Annotated in this window: 15 protein-coding genes; 6 read left to right on the top strand and 9 right to left on the bottom strand. The window is 67.7% G+C overall.

Annotated elements, in window-relative coordinates:
* Positions 1–21 precede the first annotated feature (21 nt).
* The 3 genes from AC1D14_RS17540 to AC1D14_RS17530 are packed head-to-tail and all read right to left on the bottom strand — an operon-like array spanning position 22 to position 2,333.
* On the bottom strand, positions 22–1,080 hold the full coding sequence (locus AC1D14_RS17540) for an NADH-quinone oxidoreductase subunit B family protein (RefSeq protein WP_230118773.1): 1,059 nt from the start codon (positions 1,078–1,080) through the stop codon (positions 22–24).
* 29 nt (positions 1,081–1,109) lie between these two features.
* A complete protein-coding gene (gene hypB, locus AC1D14_RS17535; RefSeq protein WP_476968891.1) occupies positions 1,110–2,000 on the bottom strand; it encodes a hydrogenase nickel incorporation protein HypB in 891 nt (296 codons plus the stop codon).
* A gap of 3 nt (positions 2,001–2,003) precedes the next feature.
* The gene (locus AC1D14_RS17530) at positions 2,004–2,333 is read right to left on the bottom strand and encodes a hydrogenase maturation nickel metallochaperone HypA/HybF (protein ID WP_230118775.1); all 330 of its coding nucleotides are present in this window, start codon (positions 2,331–2,333) and stop codon (positions 2,004–2,006) included.
* Positions 2,334–2,470: 137 nt separating this feature from the next.
* Between AC1D14_RS17530 and nicT the strand changes: the two genes are divergently transcribed.
* Together nicT and AC1D14_RS17520 are read left to right on the top strand one after the other, a co-directional pair.
* Positions 2,471–3,601, top strand: coding sequence for a Nickel transporter NicT (gene nicT / locus AC1D14_RS17525; RefSeq protein ID WP_230118776.1), 1,131 nt, complete (start codon positions 2,471–2,473; stop codon positions 3,599–3,601).
* A gap of 76 nt (positions 3,602–3,677) precedes the next feature.
* The gene (locus AC1D14_RS17520; protein WP_230118777.1) at positions 3,678–3,983 is read left to right on the top strand and encodes a hypothetical protein; all 306 of its coding nucleotides are present in this window, start codon (positions 3,678–3,680) and stop codon (positions 3,981–3,983) included.
* 19 nt (positions 3,984–4,002) lie between these two features.
* On the opposite strand, the gene AC1D14_RS17515 is transcribed toward AC1D14_RS17520, so the two are convergent.
* The gene (locus AC1D14_RS17515; protein WP_230118778.1) at positions 4,003–4,632 is read right to left on the bottom strand and encodes a DedA family protein; all 630 of its coding nucleotides are present in this window, start codon (positions 4,630–4,632) and stop codon (positions 4,003–4,005) included.
* A 39-nt stretch (positions 4,633–4,671) separates the two neighbouring features.
* On the bottom strand, positions 4,672–5,787 hold the full coding sequence (locus tag AC1D14_RS17510) for a serine hydrolase domain-containing protein (RefSeq protein ID WP_230118779.1): 1,116 nt from the start codon (positions 5,785–5,787) through the stop codon (positions 4,672–4,674).
* A 189-nt stretch (positions 5,788–5,976) separates the two neighbouring features.
* Here AC1D14_RS17510 and AC1D14_RS17505 point away from each other — a divergent pair, with 189 nt between their 5' ends.
* Positions 5,977–6,534 carry an O-acetyl-ADP-ribose deacetylase gene (locus AC1D14_RS17505; RefSeq protein ID WP_476968890.1) on the top strand — a complete coding sequence of 186 codons (558 nt, stop codon included), beginning with the start codon at positions 5,977–5,979 and terminating at the stop codon, positions 6,532–6,534.
* A 48-nt stretch (positions 6,535–6,582) separates the two neighbouring features.
* Here AC1D14_RS17505 and AC1D14_RS17500 read toward each other — a convergent pair whose 3' ends face one another.
* Positions 6,583–7,587 carry an RluA family pseudouridine synthase gene (locus AC1D14_RS17500; RefSeq protein ID WP_230118829.1) on the bottom strand — a complete coding sequence of 335 codons (1,005 nt, stop codon included), beginning with the start codon at positions 7,585–7,587 and terminating at the stop codon, positions 6,583–6,585.
* A 144-nt stretch (positions 7,588–7,731) separates the two neighbouring features.
* Between AC1D14_RS17500 and AC1D14_RS17495 the strand changes: the two genes are divergently transcribed.
* Both AC1D14_RS17495 and AC1D14_RS17490 read left to right on the top strand, forming a co-directional pair.
* Entirely contained in the window at positions 7,732–8,427 is a 696-nt protein-coding gene (locus tag AC1D14_RS17495; RefSeq protein WP_476875123.1) for an ArsR/SmtB family transcription factor, read from the top strand.
* The gene (locus AC1D14_RS17490; protein WP_476875124.1) at positions 8,420–9,112 is read left to right on the top strand and encodes an SRPBCC family protein; all 693 of its coding nucleotides are present in this window, start codon (positions 8,420–8,422) and stop codon (positions 9,110–9,112) included. Before AC1D14_RS17495 ends, AC1D14_RS17490 begins: the two co-directional genes overlap by 8 nt.
* Positions 9,113–9,438: 326 nt before the next feature.
* Here the strand turns inward: AC1D14_RS17490 and yczR are convergent, their stop codons facing one another.
* Positions 9,439–10,923 (bottom strand): MocR-like transcription factor YczR, encoded by a 1,485-nt coding sequence (yczR, locus tag AC1D14_RS17485; RefSeq protein ID WP_230118783.1) that lies wholly within the window; start codon positions 10,921–10,923, stop codon positions 9,439–9,441.
* 59 nt (positions 10,924–10,982) lie between these two features.
* Between yczR and yczE the strand changes: the two genes are divergently transcribed.
* Positions 10,983–11,636, top strand: coding sequence for a membrane protein YczE (yczE, locus tag AC1D14_RS17480; RefSeq protein WP_230118784.1), 654 nt, complete (start codon positions 10,983–10,985; stop codon positions 11,634–11,636).
* A 101-nt stretch (positions 11,637–11,737) separates the two neighbouring features.
* On the opposite strand, the gene AC1D14_RS17475 is transcribed toward yczE, so the two are convergent.
* Together AC1D14_RS17475 and AC1D14_RS17470 are read right to left on the bottom strand one after the other, a co-directional pair.
* The gene (locus AC1D14_RS17475) at positions 11,738–12,661 is read right to left on the bottom strand and encodes a DNA-formamidopyrimidine glycosylase family protein (protein ID WP_230118785.1); all 924 of its coding nucleotides are present in this window, start codon (positions 12,659–12,661) and stop codon (positions 11,738–11,740) included.
* Positions 12,654–17,834, bottom strand: a complete 5,181-nt coding sequence (locus AC1D14_RS17470; protein WP_476968889.1) for an Lhr family helicase — start codon at positions 17,832–17,834, stop codon at positions 12,654–12,656. The genes AC1D14_RS17475 and AC1D14_RS17470 overlap by 8 nt, the downstream gene beginning before the upstream one ends.
* Positions 17,835–17,879 lie beyond the last annotated feature (45 nt).

Genomic DNA, 17,879 nt, shown 5'->3' with positions numbered 1-17,879 from the left:
CGCCTGTCTGGAAGTGGGTGGTTACCAGGTGCGCTGCGCGCCGGTAAGGAGCTCGCGTCCGGGCCGGCGCCATTTCGGCTCCTGGTCCAGGGTGTGGGTGGTGATGCCGCGCAACGCCCGGATGGCGGATCCGTAAGGCCGGATGGTGTTGGTGGAGAGTTTTCCGCCCGGAGGCTCGTCCATGAAGGGCATGAACTTGTCCGGGAAGCCGGGCATAGTGCAGCCGATGCAGATGCCGCCGACGTTCGGGCAGCCGCCGATGCCGTTCATCCAGCCCCGCTTCGGTACGTTGCACTTGACCACCGGGCCCCAGCAGCCGAGTTTGACGATGCACTTGGGGGAGCCGTATTCGGTGGCGAAGTCGCCCTGCTCGTAGTACCCGGCACGGTCGCAGCCCTCGTGGACTGTCTTGCCGAACAGCCAGGTGGGCCGGAGCGCGTCGTCCAGCGGAATCATCGGTGCCTGGCCAGTGGCCTGGTACAGCAGGTAAGTCATGGTCTCGGAGAGATTGTCCGGCTGGATCGGGCAGCCCGGGACGCAGACAATCGGGATGCCTGCCTTCGATCTCCAGTCATAGCCGAGGTAGTCCGGGACTCCCATGGCGCCTGTTGGGTTCCCCGCCATCGCGTGGATCCCGCCGTACGTGGCGCACGTGCCGGCCGCAATGATTGCGGTGGCTTTCGGCGCCAGGCGGTCCAGCCATTCGCTCGTGGTGATGGGCTGGCCCGTCTCGAGATCGTTGCCGAACCCGCACCAGTAGCCGCCGGGGTCGTGGAGTTTTTCGTTGGGGATGGACCCCTCGACCACCAGGACGAACGGTTCCAGTTCCCCACGGTCCGCCTTGCGGAACCACTCCAGGAAGTCGTCGGCTCCTTCCTGGGGTCCGCACTCGAAGTCGATCAGGGGCCAGTGCATGGCAATCCGCGGCAGACCGGGCAGGGCGCCGAGGGCGATCTCTTCGACGCTGGGCTGTGTGGCCGCCGTCAAGGCAACTGAATCGCCGTCGCAGCTAAGTCCGGCGTTGATCCACAGCACGTGAATAAGGGCTTCTTCGGCCTTGATGGATGCTTCGGTAGGCATCGGTGCCTCTTTCGGTGGCCCGTGAGGGCTCAATGTGCGTCTGTCAGAGATTCAGTCAAGGGGTCTGACCGGGATGTCGAACCGTCCAACCAGCCGTACCAGGCAGCCAGGCCTTCGCCGGTGGCGGCCGAGACGGTCAGGAATTCGGCCCGCGGGTTGACCTGCCGGATGCGGCGCAGGCACTCGTCGACGTCGAAATCGACATAGGGGAGCAGGTCCGACTTGTTGACGATCACGAGGTCGGCTGCCATGAACATGTGCGGGTATTTCTGCGGTTTGTCATCACCTTCCGTTACCGAAACGACCACGACCTTGGCAGTTTCGCCAAGGTCGAAAAGAGCTGGGCAAACGAGGTTGCCCACGTTTTCAATAAAGACTGTGGAGCCGGTTTCCGGGTCCAGGGCGTCCAGTCCGCGCCGGAGCATGTCGGCATCGAGATGGCAGCCGGCCCCGGTGTTGATCTGGATGACCGGACGGCCCACTGCGCGGATCCGGTCAGCATCCAGGGACGTTTCCTGGTCCCCTTCAATGACGCCGGCCTGCAAGTGCTCGCCCAGGTCCGTGAGCGTGCGGACCAGGAGCGTTGTCTTGCCGGCGCCGGGCGAACTCATGACGTTGAAGGCCCGGATTCCGCGGCCGGCAAGCCAGCCGCGATTCCTTGCCGCCAGCAGGTCATTCTTGGCCAGCAGGTTCTGTTCGAGTGAGATGGTCTCAGGGTGGCAGAGGGCATGCTGATGGCCGGGGTGTTCGTGCTCGTGTTCGTGCTCGTGGCCATGCTCATGCTCGTGCTCGTGCTCGCGTTCGTGCTCGTGGCTGTGCCCGTGCTGATGCGGATGCTCATGCCCGTGGGTGTGGTGGGGTTCCTCGAGGGTTGAGACCCTGGTGTTCGCCTCATCGCCGCAGCCGCATGTTGTACACATCTATTACGCCACCTCCACAGACAGCACCATGAGTTCGCGGCCACTGAGAACTTCGACGTCCGCACTTCCGCAGGGGCAAAGCAGGATCAGGTCGGCAAGTTCGAATTTTTGGGCGCAGGTCCGGCAGCGGGCCAGGCCCTGAGGTTCATCGATCTGGAGCCGGGCGCCGGCCAGGGGCGTGCCGGCGGAAACAATGTCAAAGCAGAACCGCATGGCGTCCGGAAGCACGCCGGACAAAGGTCCAATTCGAAGGTTGACGCCGGTTACTGTCCGTTCCCCGGTGCGGTCCAGAACGGTGTCAACAAGGCTCTGCGTGATAGAGAGTTCGTGCATGGCGGCACTCCTTCCTGCCAAGATAGGCTCGCCGCGGATAAAGCGCAACCATCCAAAATGACTCCGGCGTATACTTCCGCTACATAGCGAAGTCATCCCAGCAGTCTGCATCGCATGTGGAACCCGAGGCTCGAACCATGAAGCAAACGGTGGCTGCGCGCTCGGCCCGCAGACGCGGCGGCCGCCGCGACCTGACGGGCCGGGAGTGGGCGTCGATCGGCGGCATGACGGCGTTCGTCGTGCTGCTGCACATCCTGGGCTGGGGCGTGCTGGCGGGTGTGGCGGCGCCGGAAAACGTCCAGTCTGGATCCGCCGGGGCGTTCGGCATTGGCCTCGGAGTTGCGGCCTACACCCTCGGCCTGCGCCACGCTTTCGACGCTGACCACATTGCGGCGATCGACAACATCACCCGCAAGCTCTGCGGCGAGGGCAGGCGCAGGATGTCTGTCGGATTCTGGTTTTCCCTAGGGCACTCGAGCGTGGTGTTCGGCATGTGCGCCCTGCTCGCGGCGGGCATCCGCAGCCTGACGGACCGGAGCGCGGCCGAAGCCACCGAAATCCACTCGGCACTTGGACTGATCGGCACCACCGTCTCGGGCCTGTTCCTTTATTGCATTGGCATCCTGAACCTCGGTGTCCTGCTGGGCATCCTTAAGTCCGTCCGGCGCATGCGCCACGGCGAAGACGGTGAAACCGAAGCGCAGGAGGTGTCCGGCGGCGGCCTGTTAATCCGGGTATTTGGCCGGGCGACACGGTTGATTACGCGCTCCTGGCAGGTGTACGGAGTGGGGCTGCTGTTCGGGTTGGGGTTCGACACCGCCACAGAGGTCAGCCTCCTGATTCTCGCCGGCGGAGCGGCGGCTTCCACCCTTCCCTGGTATGCGATTCTGACGCTGCCCGTGCTGTTTGCCGCCGGCATGAGCCTGCTGGACTCCATCGACGGCTGCTTCATGAACTTCGCCTATGGCTGGGCGCTGTCCAGGCCCGTCCGCAGGATCTATTACAACATCGTCATCACGGGACTTTCCGTCGCCGTCGCACTGGGCATCGGCTCCATCGAACTCATTTCCATCTTCGTGGAAAAGGCCGGGATAAGTTCGGGGCCGCTGGCTGCCATCGGCGGGCTCGACCTCAACTCGGTGGGATACACGGTCGTCGCTTTGTTCGTCTCGACCTGGATCCTTGCGCTGGGAGTCTGGCGCTTCGGCCACATCGAGGAGCGGTGGGCGAGTCCCGTCAGGAACGGTGACGCCGGCCAACGCAGCTAGCGGGCGGCGGCGCCAGCCCCCGGCAGGTGTCCACGGGAGTTACCTGCCAGTTCGCGCTGACGCTAGGGTGGATCCCATGCCGTCGTTCCAGACCAGACTCAAGATCACCGGGCTGAAGCCGGGCAACCCTCCCGAGGCCGTCATGGCCGCCGCTGTGGAGGCCCTGGGCACCCGCCATCACGTGGAATCGAATCAGCTTGACCTCGCGGGCGGCGTGCCGCAACTGAACCTTCGCTTCCTCGTGGAGGCCACCGAATACAGCGGTGAGAACAGCCAGGCGCTGGAATCGGCAGCAATGATGCGCGACGCCGTCGAACGCGTTGCGGTGACTGGCTCGCTTTCGGTGCTCCGCCGCAGCCGCGGCCGGTGGGCGCCCGTCTGACCGTAGCGGCCCCTGCCGTTTAGGGGGCAGGCTCTGCCGGACCGCCCGGTTCGTCCACCGGGGACCGGCTGCCGCGGCGCCGGGTGGCGATAATCCCGACGACGGCGCCGATCACCAGGCCTGCGGCCACCCCGATGAGCGAACTTGCCCAGAAGGGAAGCCCAGTGGTGGAACCGGTGAAGTAGCCGAGTCCCACGAGCCAGGTGGCCCAGAGCACCGCGCCCAGCCCGGCGCAGAGGCTGAAGCCGCGCGTCGAGACGTCTGCGATCCCGGCGGCAGCGGACGTCGCGAGCCGTCCGCCGGGAATGAACCGGGCACCGATGATGGTGCCGTACGTCGAGGATCGGCCCGCTTTGGCAATGGCTTCGTGGATGCCGTGGTGTATTTTCCGGCCCCACCGCCAGTGGTCCAGGACATGGCTCAGCCGGCGTTTGAAGAGCTGGAACACCACCACGTCGCCCACCCAGGAGGCTGCAGCAGCCAGCAGGCCGATCACGAACAGGTTGGCGCGGCCCTCGGCGGAGAGTGCGCCGCCGGTGATCAGGACCATCTCGGACGGGATTGGCGGGAAGATGGCGTCGCCGAGTACCGCCGGAATGATCCAGAAGTAGATCGCGGCTCCCCAGGTGTCCGCGTTGCCGAAGTCCATTGGCACAAGGTACCGCACTTGCGCGTCAGGACTTGCGCGTCAGGCCCACGGAGTGACGAGGATGCGCTTGAAAAGAGCGTTGTAGTTGTAGCCGGACGTGCCGTTGGTCATGATCACCGCGCCGAGGTTCCGGCCGGGGTAGAGGCGCATGACATTCCAGAACCCGATGCCCGTGCCGAAGTGTTCGACGTAGTTCGCACCGCTGCCGGTTGCGGGTTTCCGGAACCAGCCCTGGCCGTGCCGGAAACGGTTGCCCTGGACGGTGAGCCTGCGCATCGTTTGTGCGGTGGCCTCCCGGAGAATCCGGTGCTGACCGTGCATGCCGTCGTTGAGGTGAAGCTGGACGAACGCGGCGGCATCGGTCACAGGTCCCACCAGGCCCCCATAGCCGGCGCCGTCCACCAGGAAGGGATTCAGCGCGGTCTGGGAACCCTGCCGCGGCCCGGCAATGCCTTCCGGAAGGACCGCGGAAAGAAGCGGGGTGGCGGTCCGCGGAACCCTCACGTAGCCCGTGGCCGCGGGCCGCCCGGGTGCATAGGCAAACCCGGTGGCGGCCATTCCCAGCGGGTCCAGGACTGACCGCCGGACGTAGCTGTCAAAGGGCTCACCGGTGACCCGCCGGATGATTTCCGCCACCACCAGATACCCGACGTTCGAATATCTGCCGGCCTTGCCCACGGGATACCTGAACGGTCGGCGCATCCCCAGGATTCTCCGGAGCATTTCCCCTTGGTCCGGGCCGGGCTCCCCGGCCCGATGGATCCATTTGAGCGGCAGCGGGTTGCCCAAGCCCGACGAATGCGTGAGGAGGTGCTGAACCGTGGGCTGCCGGTCACCCGGTGCCCGGACAAGGTCGACGTACTCGCTGACGGGAGCGTCGAGGTCCAGCCGCCCCTCGTCTGCGAGCTTCAACGCTGCGGTTGCGGTCACCGGCTTGGTCATGGAAAACCAGAGATACGCGGTATCGGCCGTAGCGGGCGTGCCGCGGCCAAGATCGGCGAATCCGAGTGCGTCCGTATGCACCAGGCCGCTCCGGGAGACTACCGCGAGCGACATCCCGGGAACGTGCGCACGGGTCATGAGCTCCCGCATCTCCGCCCGGATGGCGTCCCGGCGGTCATCCCCGGTGGATTCAGGCGCGGCTGGATCGGGCATCGTCAAGGCTCCGTTGTTGCAGGGTCCCGCATTCAGTAGAAGGGCCGGACTCCGGCACGTCAAGCCCTGCCGGTGTCCATGGCCGCGCCCGCTTCACGACCTTGGCGCGCGGCTCTTCGCCACTGCCCTTCGCCACTGCCCTTCGCCACCGCTCTTCGCCACTGCCCGCTGCAGTGTCACACTGGCTGCATGCGGATTGACATTGTTCAGGGCGACATCACCGCGCGGCAAGTGGAAGCCATTGTGAACGCGGCCAATTCCTCGCTTCTGGGCGGCGGCGGTGTGGACGGCGCGATTCACCGTGCAGCCGGGCCGGAACTGCTGGAGGCCTGCCGCCTGCTGCGGGCTACGGAGCTGCAGCACGGACTGGCGGTCGGTGCGGCCGTGGCCACTCCCGGATTCCGGCTGCAGGCCCGGTGGGTCATCCACACCGTTGGCCCGAACCGCCATGCCGGGCAGACCAATCCGGCGCTGCTTGCCTCCTGCTTTACCGAAAGCCTGCGGATTGCGGAGGAGCTCGGCGTCCGGTCCCTGGCGTTTCCTGCCGTCGGTGCAGGCGTTTACGGCTGGGATGCCCGCAAGGTTGCGCAGGTGGGATTCGAGGCGGTCCGCGCCTACACCAGCCGCCCAGTCGAAGCCGGGGTGCCGAGGGTGGAGCTCGCGGAATTCGTGCTCTTCGGCGATGAGACGGCGGAAATTTTCCGGGCAGCTCTCGACGAGAGCAGTGGCGGCTCCGGCCAGGCGTAACGCCAACCGGGGCCAGCACACCAGGCCGGACGGTTACGGGCCGGACGGTTAACGGGCTTCGCTCAGCTCGAGCCTGCTGCGGTACTCCACGGGCTTCCCGGTGATCGGGTCAACGAAGCGGATGCCCCGGGCGAGGAGCTGGAGGGGCTTCGTGTAGTCGTCGGGGGCTTTGTCCAGCAGCTCCGGATAAAACGCATCGTGCAGGATGCCCAGGCCCAGCGAGGCCATATGCACCCGCAGCTGGTGCGTCTTGCCCGAGTGCGGCTCCAGCCGATAAAGTCCGCGGCGCCGGGCGGGGTTGTGGTGGGCAGCTGTGCCGCCGTGCCTGCCGGCGGCGGGGGAGGCAGCGGCGGGATGACCGCCGTCGGGAGTTCCGGCGTCGAACGTCCTCAGCAGGTCAATCCGGGTCTCGGCGTTGGGTTCGCCGTCGATGACCTCGGCGAGCAGGTAGCTGCGGGACTTGGTCATCCGGTTCCGGACAACGGCCGGGAACTCGACGGCGGCGTGCCCTGCCGACGGCTTCGCGGCGGCCACGCACTCGTACTCCTTCTGCACCTGGCGCTTTTCGAAGAGAACCTGATACCTGCCGCGGGTCTCCGGGTTGGTCGAGAGGAGCAGGATGCCGGCTGTCATGCGGTCCAGCCGGTGCATGGGGATCAGGTCCGGAAGGTTCAGCTGGTTCCGCAGCCGCACCAGCGCCGACTCCTGGATGTAGGTGCCGCCGGGCGTGGTGGGCAGGAAGTGCGGCTTGTCCACCACCAGGAGATGTTCATTCTGGTGGAGGATGCTCAGCTCGACTGGCAAGCGTGTTTCCGTCGGAAGCGTGCGGTAGTACCAGATGAAAGTGTGGTCCTCTAGCCTGGTGCGCCGGTCCAGGGGGACGCCGCCTTCGCCCACGATCTCGCCGGCCGCGAACCTGTCCTCGATGCCCTGCGGATCGATGTGCCCCCAGCGGTGCATCATGTAGTCCATCGCGGTGGTCCACGGCCCTTCGTCCGGCAGGCGGAGGCGGGTCGCGTTCACGCCGTCGCGCACGGGAAGGGGGGATTGCATCACCGGTCCATTCTACGTGCCGTGCCCTGGGCGCCGTTTCGACGGTTCCTGCACTGCTGGATGTTGCGCACATCGAGTAACCGCGAGCTACCGACGAGAAAAAAATTCTTGACAAATAAAGTTGTCGGTGGGCAGACTGGAGGCATGTTGGATATCGAAGTGATTGAGGATCCCTCAGCGGCCGAGGCTTCGCTGGATCCCATCCGCACGCGCATCCTCTGTGAGCTCGCAGAGCCGGGGTCCGCCACGCAGCTTGCAGGCAAGGTGGGGCTGCCGCGGCAGAAGGTGAACTACCACCTCAAGGCTCTCGAGCGGCACGGCCTGGTGGAGCTCGTGGAGGAGCGCCGCAAGGGCAATGTCACCGAGCGGGTGCTGCAGGCCACGGCCGCATCGTACCTGATCTCACCGGCGGCGCTGGCCTCCGTGGCGCCGGACCCGCACAGGTTCTCGGACCGCTTCTCGGCCTTTTGGCTGCTGGCGCTCGCCGGCCGCATGGTCCAGGAAGTCGGCAAGCTTATCGCCGGTGCTGCCGCGGCCAGGCAAAAGCTCGCCACGTTCGCGATCGACGGCGAGATCACGTTCCGTTCCGCCGCGGAGCGTGCGGCCTTCGCCGAAGAGCTCGGTGTCGCTGTCACACGGCTCGTGGACAAGTATCACGACGGCGGTGCTGCCGCCGGCGCACGCAGTGCGGCCTCGGGCGGGGGCGGACGAAAGCACCGGCTCGTCGTCGCGCTCCATCCGACGCTCAAGCCGGTCGAACCAACATTGGCGGAGCCCAGCCCGGCCACCACCACAGGCATAACCGCAACATCACCAGCTAAGGAGCAGGACAATGACTGACGACCGCGAATTCGAGATTGTTTTCGACACCGAACTGCCTGGCACTCCGGAGCGTGTCTGGGAGGCCGTCACCAAGGACACCCCGGCGTGGATGTTCCCCACGGACCAGTGGCCCGCTGTCCGCACGGTCGACGAATACCCCGGCCACCTCGTGACGCGCATGGACGGGCCGGACGGCTGGTTCAACCAGCTGGAGCACGTGCTGGAACCGCTCGACGGCGGTCGCACAAAACTCCACTACGTCCACAGCGGCATCTTCGTGGACAACTGGGATGAACAGTATGACGGCGCCAGCAAGCACACCGAGTTCTACCTGCACACCCTGGGGCAGTACCTCAGGCACTTCGACGGCAGGCCGGTGGTGTTTACGGACGTGCAGGCGCCCGCGTCCTCGCAGACGCCGGACGGCTTTATGCAGCTGAAGAAAGCGCTCCGTGTGGAAGGCTCGTCCGCGGGCGATGCGGTGGAGACAGAGCTCGACGGCGTGGGGCGGTTGTCGGGGGTAGTGGACTTCTCCAATGAGCACTTCCTCGGCCTGCGTACCGGGAACGCCCTGTACCGGTTCTTCGGCCGCAACTCCTTCGGCGCGCCGGTTGGCATGACTGTGCACGACTTCAGCGGCAGCGGCGATTCCGAGGCCACGGCCGCAGCCTGGGGCGGCTTCCTGGCCAGGGTCTACGCCTAACAGCCTCAGGACCCGAAAACGGTCTGGGACGCCCTCTCACTTCCTGCGGCTTAAACCGGAACGCTCTCTCACCTCCTGTCGCTGAAACCGAAACGCTCTCTCACGCGGTGAGGGAGCGTTCCGGTTTCTGGCGAAAGGTGAGAGAGCGTTGGCCTGGATCGTGCCGGAGGTGAGAGAGCGTCGGCCCGGATCGTGCGTGAGGTGAGAGAGCGTCGGCCCGGATCGTGCGTGAGATGAGAGAGCGTCGGCCCGGATCGTGCAGGAGGTGAGAGAGCGTCAGCCCGGATCGTGCGTGAGGTGAGAGAGCGTCGGCAAGCCATTGGGTATCACGCGATGGCTGCGGCCGGGGAGTCCTTGAGTGTTCTGCGCAGCTGCGGGGCCGCGTCCAGCCGCTCTTGGGCGGAGCGTAAAGCCAGGACGGCCGTTTCGAGCTTGTCCGGCGGCAGGGTGAACGGCACGCGGAGATGGTTCTCAAAGACGCCGCCCACGCCGAAGCGCGGGCCGGCCGCGAGCCGGATGCCGAACTCGGGCGCGATAACGGTCAGTGCCGTGCTGCTGGCGGCGGGCAGCCGGCACCAGACGGCCAGGCCGCCGGAGGGCCGTTCAGGCTGCCACTGCGGCAGGTGCGCCCGCAGCAGATCCAGCAGTGCGGCGCGGCTTTCCCTCATCGCGTCCAGCCGGGCCGGCAGGGGCTCTGTGAGGGTGCGCACCAGATGGGCGGCCGCCAGCTGCTCCACCACCGGTCCGCCCAGGTCCATGGTGGTCCGGGCGGCGGCGAAGCGCTGGATCAGGCTTTCTGACGCGCGGATCCAGCCGGTACGCAATCCTGCCCAGTGAGACTTGCTCAGTGATCCGATGGAAACCACCGCGGGGCTGAAGGAAGCGAGCGGCGCCGCGGTCCCGCCGTCGAGGTTCAACTCACGGAGGGTTTCATCCGCCACCAGGACCGTGCCGGACGCGGTGGCGGCGCGGACCAGCCGGCGGCGCTGGGCGTCGGACATGAGCCGGCCGGTGGGGTTGTGGAAGTCGGGGACCATGTAGGCCAGTCTGGGGCGCTGCTGCATCAGCGCTGCCTCCACGGCGTCCAGGTCCCACCCCATTTCAGGTGTGGGACGCAGGGCCACCGGAACCATCCGGCAGCCCGTTGCCCGGATGGCATCGAGGGCGTTCGGATAGGTGGGGTGCTCCACCAGCACCTTGTCCTGCCTGCCCACAATGGCACGCAGCACGATGTTCAGCGCATGTTGCGCACCGGACGTCACCAGGATCTGGGCGGGCGTGGTGGATACCCCGACGGCGGTGTACCGGCCGGCGATTGCCTCCCGGAGCGCGGGGACGCCCAGTGCGTCATAGCCGAAACCAGGCAGCAGTGCCGGCAGCTCGGTCAGGGCGGCAGCAAACGCCCGGTGCACTACTTCGCCGCTGGCCGGGAGGGAGGCGTAGGCCAGGTCGATGACACCGTCGGGGACTGCGAGTCCCGGCGCGCCCGACAGTCCCGCGCGGGCTGCTGCTTCGGTCCCGGGAGCACGGTCCGAGCTGCTGGGCAGGCAGGTGCGTCCGCGGGTGCCCTGGCCGCTGCTGAGAAAGCCCTGCTCGCGCAGGCTTGAATAGGCCGCTGTCACGGTGGTGCGGCTCACGGCCAGAGTCGCGGCCAGCGTCCGCTCGCTCGGGAGCGCGGTTCCCAGCGGAATGCGTCCGTCCAGGACGAGGAGGCGGACGACGTCGGCCAGCTCGCGGTAGGCGGGTGTGGCACCGAGGTGCCACTGGCCCAGAAGGCGCGCGAGGGCCGTGGGGCTGAGGGATCCGGACATAAGGCCAGTATCTCAGACTGGCTATGGAAATCAATGCCAGTTGCGGTCAGGATGGTTCAATGATGACTCGCAGACTCCTCCAACTCTTCACCGGCCTTGCCATGTACGGCCTTTCCTTGGCGTTGTTCATCCGCGCCGGACTTGGCCTTGATCCGTGGGACGTGTTTCACCAGGGAATTGCCGGCAGGACCGGGCTGAGTATTGGCCTGGTGGTGATCATCGTCAGTTTCCTGGTGCTGCTGCTCTGGATCCCGCTGAGGCAGTGGCCCGGATTCGGCACACTCTGCAACGCGGTGCTTGTGGGCGTGTTCGCCGACGTTGGATTGGCGCTGATCCCGGTGTTTTCCCATCTCGGCGGCCAGATTGCCATGCTCGGCGGGGCCGTGGTGCTCAATGGGATCGCGTCCGCCTGCTACATCGGTGCACGGTTCGGTCCGGGAGCCCGCGACGGACTGATGACCGGCCTGGCCCGGCGCACCGGATGGTCCGTCCGGATGTCCCGGACCCTCATCGAAGTGGTGGTCCTGGGCACGGGTTGGCTGCTTGGCGGCTCCGTGGGTGTGGGTACCGTGGTGTACGCCCTGGCCATCGGGCCGTTGGTCCAGGTTCTGTTGCCGCGCTTCATGGTCCCCGCCGCCGGGACGGGGCGCGGTGCCCGCGGGGACGCTGCCGGCCGCGTGGAAGAGGCCGAAGCGCCGGTGGCCGCGTCCTGACGAGGCGGATGGCCCGCCGTGACAAGCAAATGGCGTGGCGACGCGCGAATGCACGCGTCGTCACGCCGTTTCCGTGTACCCCTCGCGGTCTGCGCGTCCTGTCAGGCCCCGCCGGTTCCAAGCAGGGGCTGGCACTTGGGGCAGAAGTAGATGTCGCGCTCCTCGGTCACCAGGTCCGGCGCCAAACGCGGAGCGCCCGACTTCGACGCGGTGGATGCGGGCGTGGCTGACCCGGGCGCACCGCCGCGCGGCACGCTCTTGCCCAATACCCCGTGGCGGATTGGAGTCCGGCAGCGAAGGCACGGCTGGTGTTCACGCCGGTAGACCCAGTACCCCGGACGGCCCGCAGCCCGGCCCACCGGCGTCCCGCGCGCGTTGAGCACGGTAGTCCGGCGGCCCGGGCCGAGGTTGGCCTCGAGAAGCTGCTTCGCATCTGCGAACATGGCGGGCAGATCCGCCGCGGCCGCGACTGGCGAGGCCGGGTGGATTCCTGCGAGGAAGCACACCTCGCAGCGATAGATGTTGCCGATGCCGGCAAGGTTGCGCTGGTCCAGGAGGGCGACGCCGATCGGCACCTCGGGCGCTGAAGCCACGCGCCGCTCCGCCTCGGCCGGATCCCAGCCAGGGCCCAGCAGGTCCGGCCCCAGATGCCCCACGGCCCTGTCCTCCTCGGACGTCCGGATGACCTCAAGCAGTCCGAGGGAGAAGCCGACGGCGTCTGCCGCGGGAGTGCGGAGCACGCACCGGGCGGTGAATCCCGGTTTCCGCCACCGGCCGCCGGGCGGGTAGACCTGCCAGCTGCCCTCCATCTTGAGGTGCGAATGGATGGTCAGCCGTTCCTCGGCCGGACTGACCAGGCGCATGAGCAGGTGCTTGCCCCGCGGCACCACTTCTTCCATGGTCCAGCCCTGAAGGTTCAGCGTGGCGAAGCGCGGCACGCGGAAGTCCGAGGCGATGAGTTTCTGGCCGGCCAGGGCGCCGTGCAGCTGGTTGGCGGCCCGCCACACGGAATCGCCCTCAGGCACGGATCCTCAGTCCTTTCGGGGTGGAGTAGGCGCCTGCCGCCGTCAGCGCCACTGCGGCCGGCGTGTCCAGGATGCCGTGGCCGTTGACCTTTTCCATAACAAGCTTGTCCACGGCTCCGCGCTTCACGACGTCGACGAGGGCCGCGCCGGCCGCGGCAAGGACGGGTTCGTCTTCGGTGAAGACGAGGAGTGTCTTGCCGCCGCGTTCGACGTAAAGTGACAGGGCGCCGTCCACCAGGACGACAAGGGCCCCCGCCTTGCGGCCCGGACGGTGCCCGCTGCCCGCTTCCACGCTCAGGGCCGGCCAGGACAGTGCGGCACCGTACGGGTTGGCAGGGTCAGTGGCGGCCAGGGCCAAGGCCACCGGCTCCGGCTTGGCCAGCTGTGTGTCCTCGGAGTATGAGCGCAGGCGGTCCACCGTGGCCGGCACGGCGAACTGGGCCGCGCCGAGGTGTTCGATGAAGTAGCCGCGCCGGCAGCGTCCGGCTTCCTCGAGCCTGGCCAGCACCTTGTACATGAGTCCGAATCCGCCCAGGATGTTCTCCGCCATGACCGAGCCGCGGGTGACCACGCCGTACCTGTCCAAAAGCAGCTCCGCGATGGCGCGCGCGTGGATCGTGGGATCGAGCTCCGGGGACGGCAGAGCAGACCACCGCCCGGCTGCCAGCGGCGGAGTAGGAGCCGAACCGGTGACTGAGCCGTACCGTCCGCCGGCCAGCCCAGGAGAGCCCAGCAGTCCCGTGCCGTGTGACCGTCCCAGCCGGCTCATCCGCGGAGCCCGTGATCGGGGTGCCCTGGCTACCTGGCGGTGGGCAGTGTGCCCGCCGGCGATGAGTGACCGTACGGGCGCGAACGTGTCGCCGGTGACCCTGCCGGCCCATGCAAGGTCCCACAGCGCGGAGACGACGTCCTGGTCGCTGAGAACTGCATCCATTCCGCCGGCAATGTCCGTCAGCTGGCGGAAGAAATAGCCGCCGCCGTTGGTCTGCAAATGGTCCAGCAGCCGCTGCTGGGCGTCGCCGGGCTCAAAGTCGATCGCCGGATTCAGCGTCAGTTCCGCGGAGTCGGCCAGATGCAGGCTGACCCAGCCGTCATTGCCGGGGAGGGAGCCGGCACCGGACCAGAGGACCTCGCCCGCGGCCATGAGCTCGTCCAGCATGGCTGGCTGGTAGTTGGATACCCGGCTGGCCAGCACCAGGGGTTCCCAGGCCGACGCCGGAATGGGCACGCCGGACAGCTGATCGATGGCCGTGACGATGCCGTCCAGGCCGCGCAGGGCGGGCTGGCCGCGGCCGGCCCCGGGGGCGCGGACGTTTTGCCAGGCGGGCAGGAACCGCCCGTACGCAGTGGCGTCCACCGGCTCCACCTCGGCGCGCAGCGCGGCGAGGGAACGGCGGCGGAGCTTGCGGAGTACCTCGGCCTCGCACCATTCGCTGCCGGCCGGGCCAATGATGATTGCCGGTGCGGCAGCGTCCTCGGCAGGGGACGGCTCCGCCGGGGGCTCGACCTCGGCCGCGATCGCAGCATCAGGAGCCTGGGCAGGGCCGGCGCTTTGACCTTGGGTTACGGGGCCTGTGGTCAGGCTCGCAACCTGCTCGACGTGGGGCCGGAACTCGCCCTCCACCACGCGGCCGTCGGCGGCGAGCCTCTTCAGTGCCGTGCCGACGACGGCGACACCAAGTCCCAGCCTTGCAGCGGCCTCCGCAGCGGTAAACGGACCGTGCGTGCGCGCGTAGCGTGAGACGAGGTCGCCCAAGGGATCCGCCACCGGCTCAATGAAGGCAAGGGGCACGCCCATCGGCAGGGGGACCCCGATGGCGTCCCGCAGCCGGGCTGCATCTTCCACCGCGGCAAATCTCTCGGTGCCGCCGATGCTCACCTTGATGGCGCGGTTCGCGCGCTGGAGGGCGGCGAGGTGCGCGACGGCGTCCGTCAGAGGAGGCTCGGTGGCCCGGGTTTCGACGGGCTCAACCAGCGAGGTTTCGACGGGCTCAACCAGCGAGGTTTCGACAGGCTCAACCAGCGCGGTTTCGACGGGCTCAACCAGCGGGCTGGCGACCTGGGTTTCGACGGGCCCAACCGGCGCGGTTTCGACGGGCTCAACCGGCGGAGCCAGCCTGGCCGCCACCTCTTCCGGCGACAGCGGACCGAGCAGCCGCAGGAGGTCGGCGACGCCTTCGAGTCCGCGGACTTTCCGGTCGGCGGCCAGGCGCTGCAGTTCCAGCTCCGTGCCCTCAATGACCCTGGCATCCAGCAGTTCCCGCAGTTCTACGCGGCCCAGCAGTTCGTTGAGCAGGGTGGAATCGAGCGCCAGCGCGGCGGCCCGGCGCTCGGCCAGAGGGGAGTCGCCTTCGTAAAGGAACTGTGCCACGTACCCGAACAACAACGACTTGGCGAACGGCGAAGGCTGCTGGGTGGTGGTCTGCACGATCCTGAGCTCACGGCGTTCCACGGACGCGGCGATTTCTTTCAGGGCCGGCAGATCGTAGACATCCTGAAGGCATTCGCGGACAGTTTCCAGCACGATCGGGAAGGTCGGGTATTTCCGGGCGACGTCGAGCAACTGGGCGGACCGCTGGCGCTGCTGCCACAGCGGCTGCCGCTTGCCCGGAGTCTGTCGCGGCAGCAGCAGGGCGCGGGCTGCACATTCGCGGAAGCGGGAGGCGAACAGGGCGCTGCCGCCCACTTCGGCCGTCACGATCTGTTCGAGCTCCTCCGGGTCGAACAGGAACAGTTCGGCCCCGGGCGGTTCGTCCTCCATCATCGGAACGCGCAGCACGATGCCGTCGTCCGCGGCCATGGCGGAGCCGTCCAGGCCGTAGCGCTGGTGAAGCCGCTGGCCCACGGCCAGTGCCCACGGCGCATGCACGGGCATCCCGAAGGGGCTGTGGAGAATGACACGCCAGTCGCCGAGTTCATCGTGGAAGCGTTCCACCACGAGGGTGGTGTCACTGGGCACCACTTCGGTGGCCAGCTTCTGCTCGCTGAGGTACTGCAGCAGGTTGTTGGCGGCGAAGTCGTCGAGGCCGCTGGCCTTGCAGCGGTCGGTGGCAGGGCCGACGTCGGACGCTGACAGTTCCCGGACGAACGCGCCGAGGGCGCGGCCCAGGTCGACCGGCCGGCCCAGGGAGTCCCCTTTCCAGAACGGGAGCTTCCCCGGCTGGCCGAAAGCGGGGGAGACAAGCACGCGGTCGTGGGTGATGTCCTCGATCTTCCAGCTCGTGGCACCGAGGGCGAAGATGTCGCCGACCCGGGACTCGTAGACCATCTCCTCGTCGAGTTCGCCAACGCGCCGCCCGCCCTTGGCCGGGGACGGTGTGCCGGACGCTCTGCCATCCGCGCCTGGTCCGGCGGGTGAGGCCGCACCCTCCGACTCGGTGCCGATGATGTACACGCCAAACAGGCCCCTGTCCGGGATGGTCCCGCCGGACGTGACGGCAAGCCGCTGTGCTCCGGGCCTGCCCTCGATGGTCCCGGCGTTCCGGTCCCAGATAATCCGCGGACGAAGTTCGGCGAATTCATCGGAGGGATAACGGCCTGCCAGGAGGTCCAAGGTGGCCTCGAAGGCGGAGCGGGGGAGAGTGGCGAACGGCGCCGAACGCCGTACGGTGGCGAACCACTCCTCGACGTCGATGCTGCCAAGCGCGGTGGCCGCAACCGTCTGCTGGGCCAGGATGTCCAGCGGATTGGCCGGAACGCTGAGCCGCTCGATTTTTCCGCCGAGCATCCGCTCCACGGTGATGGCCGTATGGACGAGGTCCGCCCGGTGCTTCGGAAACAGGACGCCCTGCGAGACTTCGCCCACCTGGTGCCCGGCGCGGCCCACGCGCTGCAGCCCGCTGGCCACCGAGGGTGGCGATTCCACCTGGACCACGAGGTCAACGGCGCCCATGTCGATGCCGAGTTCCAGCGATGACGTGGCCACGACGCAGCGCAGCCGTCCGGACTTCAGATCGTCCTCGATCAGTGCCCGCTGGTCCTTTGACACGGAGCCGTGGTGGGCCCTGGCGAGCAGCGGCTCGGCGCCTGCGGTGCTCCCGGCCTGGGCCATCATGTGTGCCGGCGTGCCCGTGGACGTCGGGACGCCCCCGGACAGTGCCGGCACCGGGTCCTCCCAGCCGCCGCCCCCGACGGCCAGGAGCTGCCGTTCGGCGTGGATCTCATTCAGCCGTGCGGTCAGCCGCTCCGCGAGCCGCCGCGAGTTGGCAAAAACAATGGTGGACTGGTTGGCCAGCACCAGGTCCACGATTTTCTCCTCCACGTGCGGCCAGATGGAGGCCTGGGGCTGCAGCCCCGAGGCAGGGCCGGAGTCGAAGGCGCCGGCGGCGCCCTGGAGGTCAGACATGTCCTCCACCGGGACTGACACTGTGAGGTCCCAGTTCTTGCGGGAAGGGGGTGCCACGATCTCCACCGGGGCGGAGCCGGCCAGGAACTGCGCCACGAGCTCCCGTGGCTCTACTGTGGCGGAGAGTCCAATCCGCTGGGCCGGCGTGGGCAGCAGTGCATCAAGCCGCTCCAGCGACACCGCGAGGTGGGCGCCCCGCTTGGTGCCGGCCACGGCATGGACCTCGTCCACGATGATGGTGTCCACCTCGCTGAGCGTTTCCCGGGCCTTGGAGGTAAGCATGAGGAACAGTGATTCCGGGGTGGTGATGAGGATGTCCGGCGGGTTGCTGAGCAGGGCCCGCCGGTCGGATGCGGGGGTGTCCCCGGACCTGACGCCCACGGTGATGAGCGGCGCAGGGAGGTCCAGGCGCTTGGCTGTCTGCGTAATGCCGATGAGGGGTGAGCGGAGGTTGCGTTCGACGTCGACGCCAAGCGCCTTGAGCGGCGAAATGTACAGTACGCGGGTTTTCCGCTTCGGCCGTTTGGCCCTGGGCCGTTTGCCCTCGGAAGAAGCCTCGAGCCCGGGCAATTCGGCGGCCACCGCCGCTCCGGAAACCAGCAGCCGGTCCAGCGCCCACAGGAAGGCGGCGAGCGTCTTTCCGGAGCCGGTGGGGGCAACAACCAGGGCGTGCGAACCCGAGGAGATGGCTTTCCAGGCGTCCTGCTGGGCGGGCGTCGGCTCGGCGAAGGCACCAAGGAACCACTCGCGGGTGGGCCGGCTGAACTGGCCCATGGTGTCCACCGAAGATGTGCCGCCGGATGTGCCGGCGGTCCCCTGCGACTGCATGCCTCCATCATGCCCTAACGCACTGACAGTATTCCCGGCGCCTTG

It is taken from the genome of Arthrobacter sp. P1_B11, from assembly GCF_056406715.1.
The sequence above is the reverse complement of the archived record's forward strand: the minus strand, read 5'-3'. Positions and strand labels throughout refer to the sequence as shown.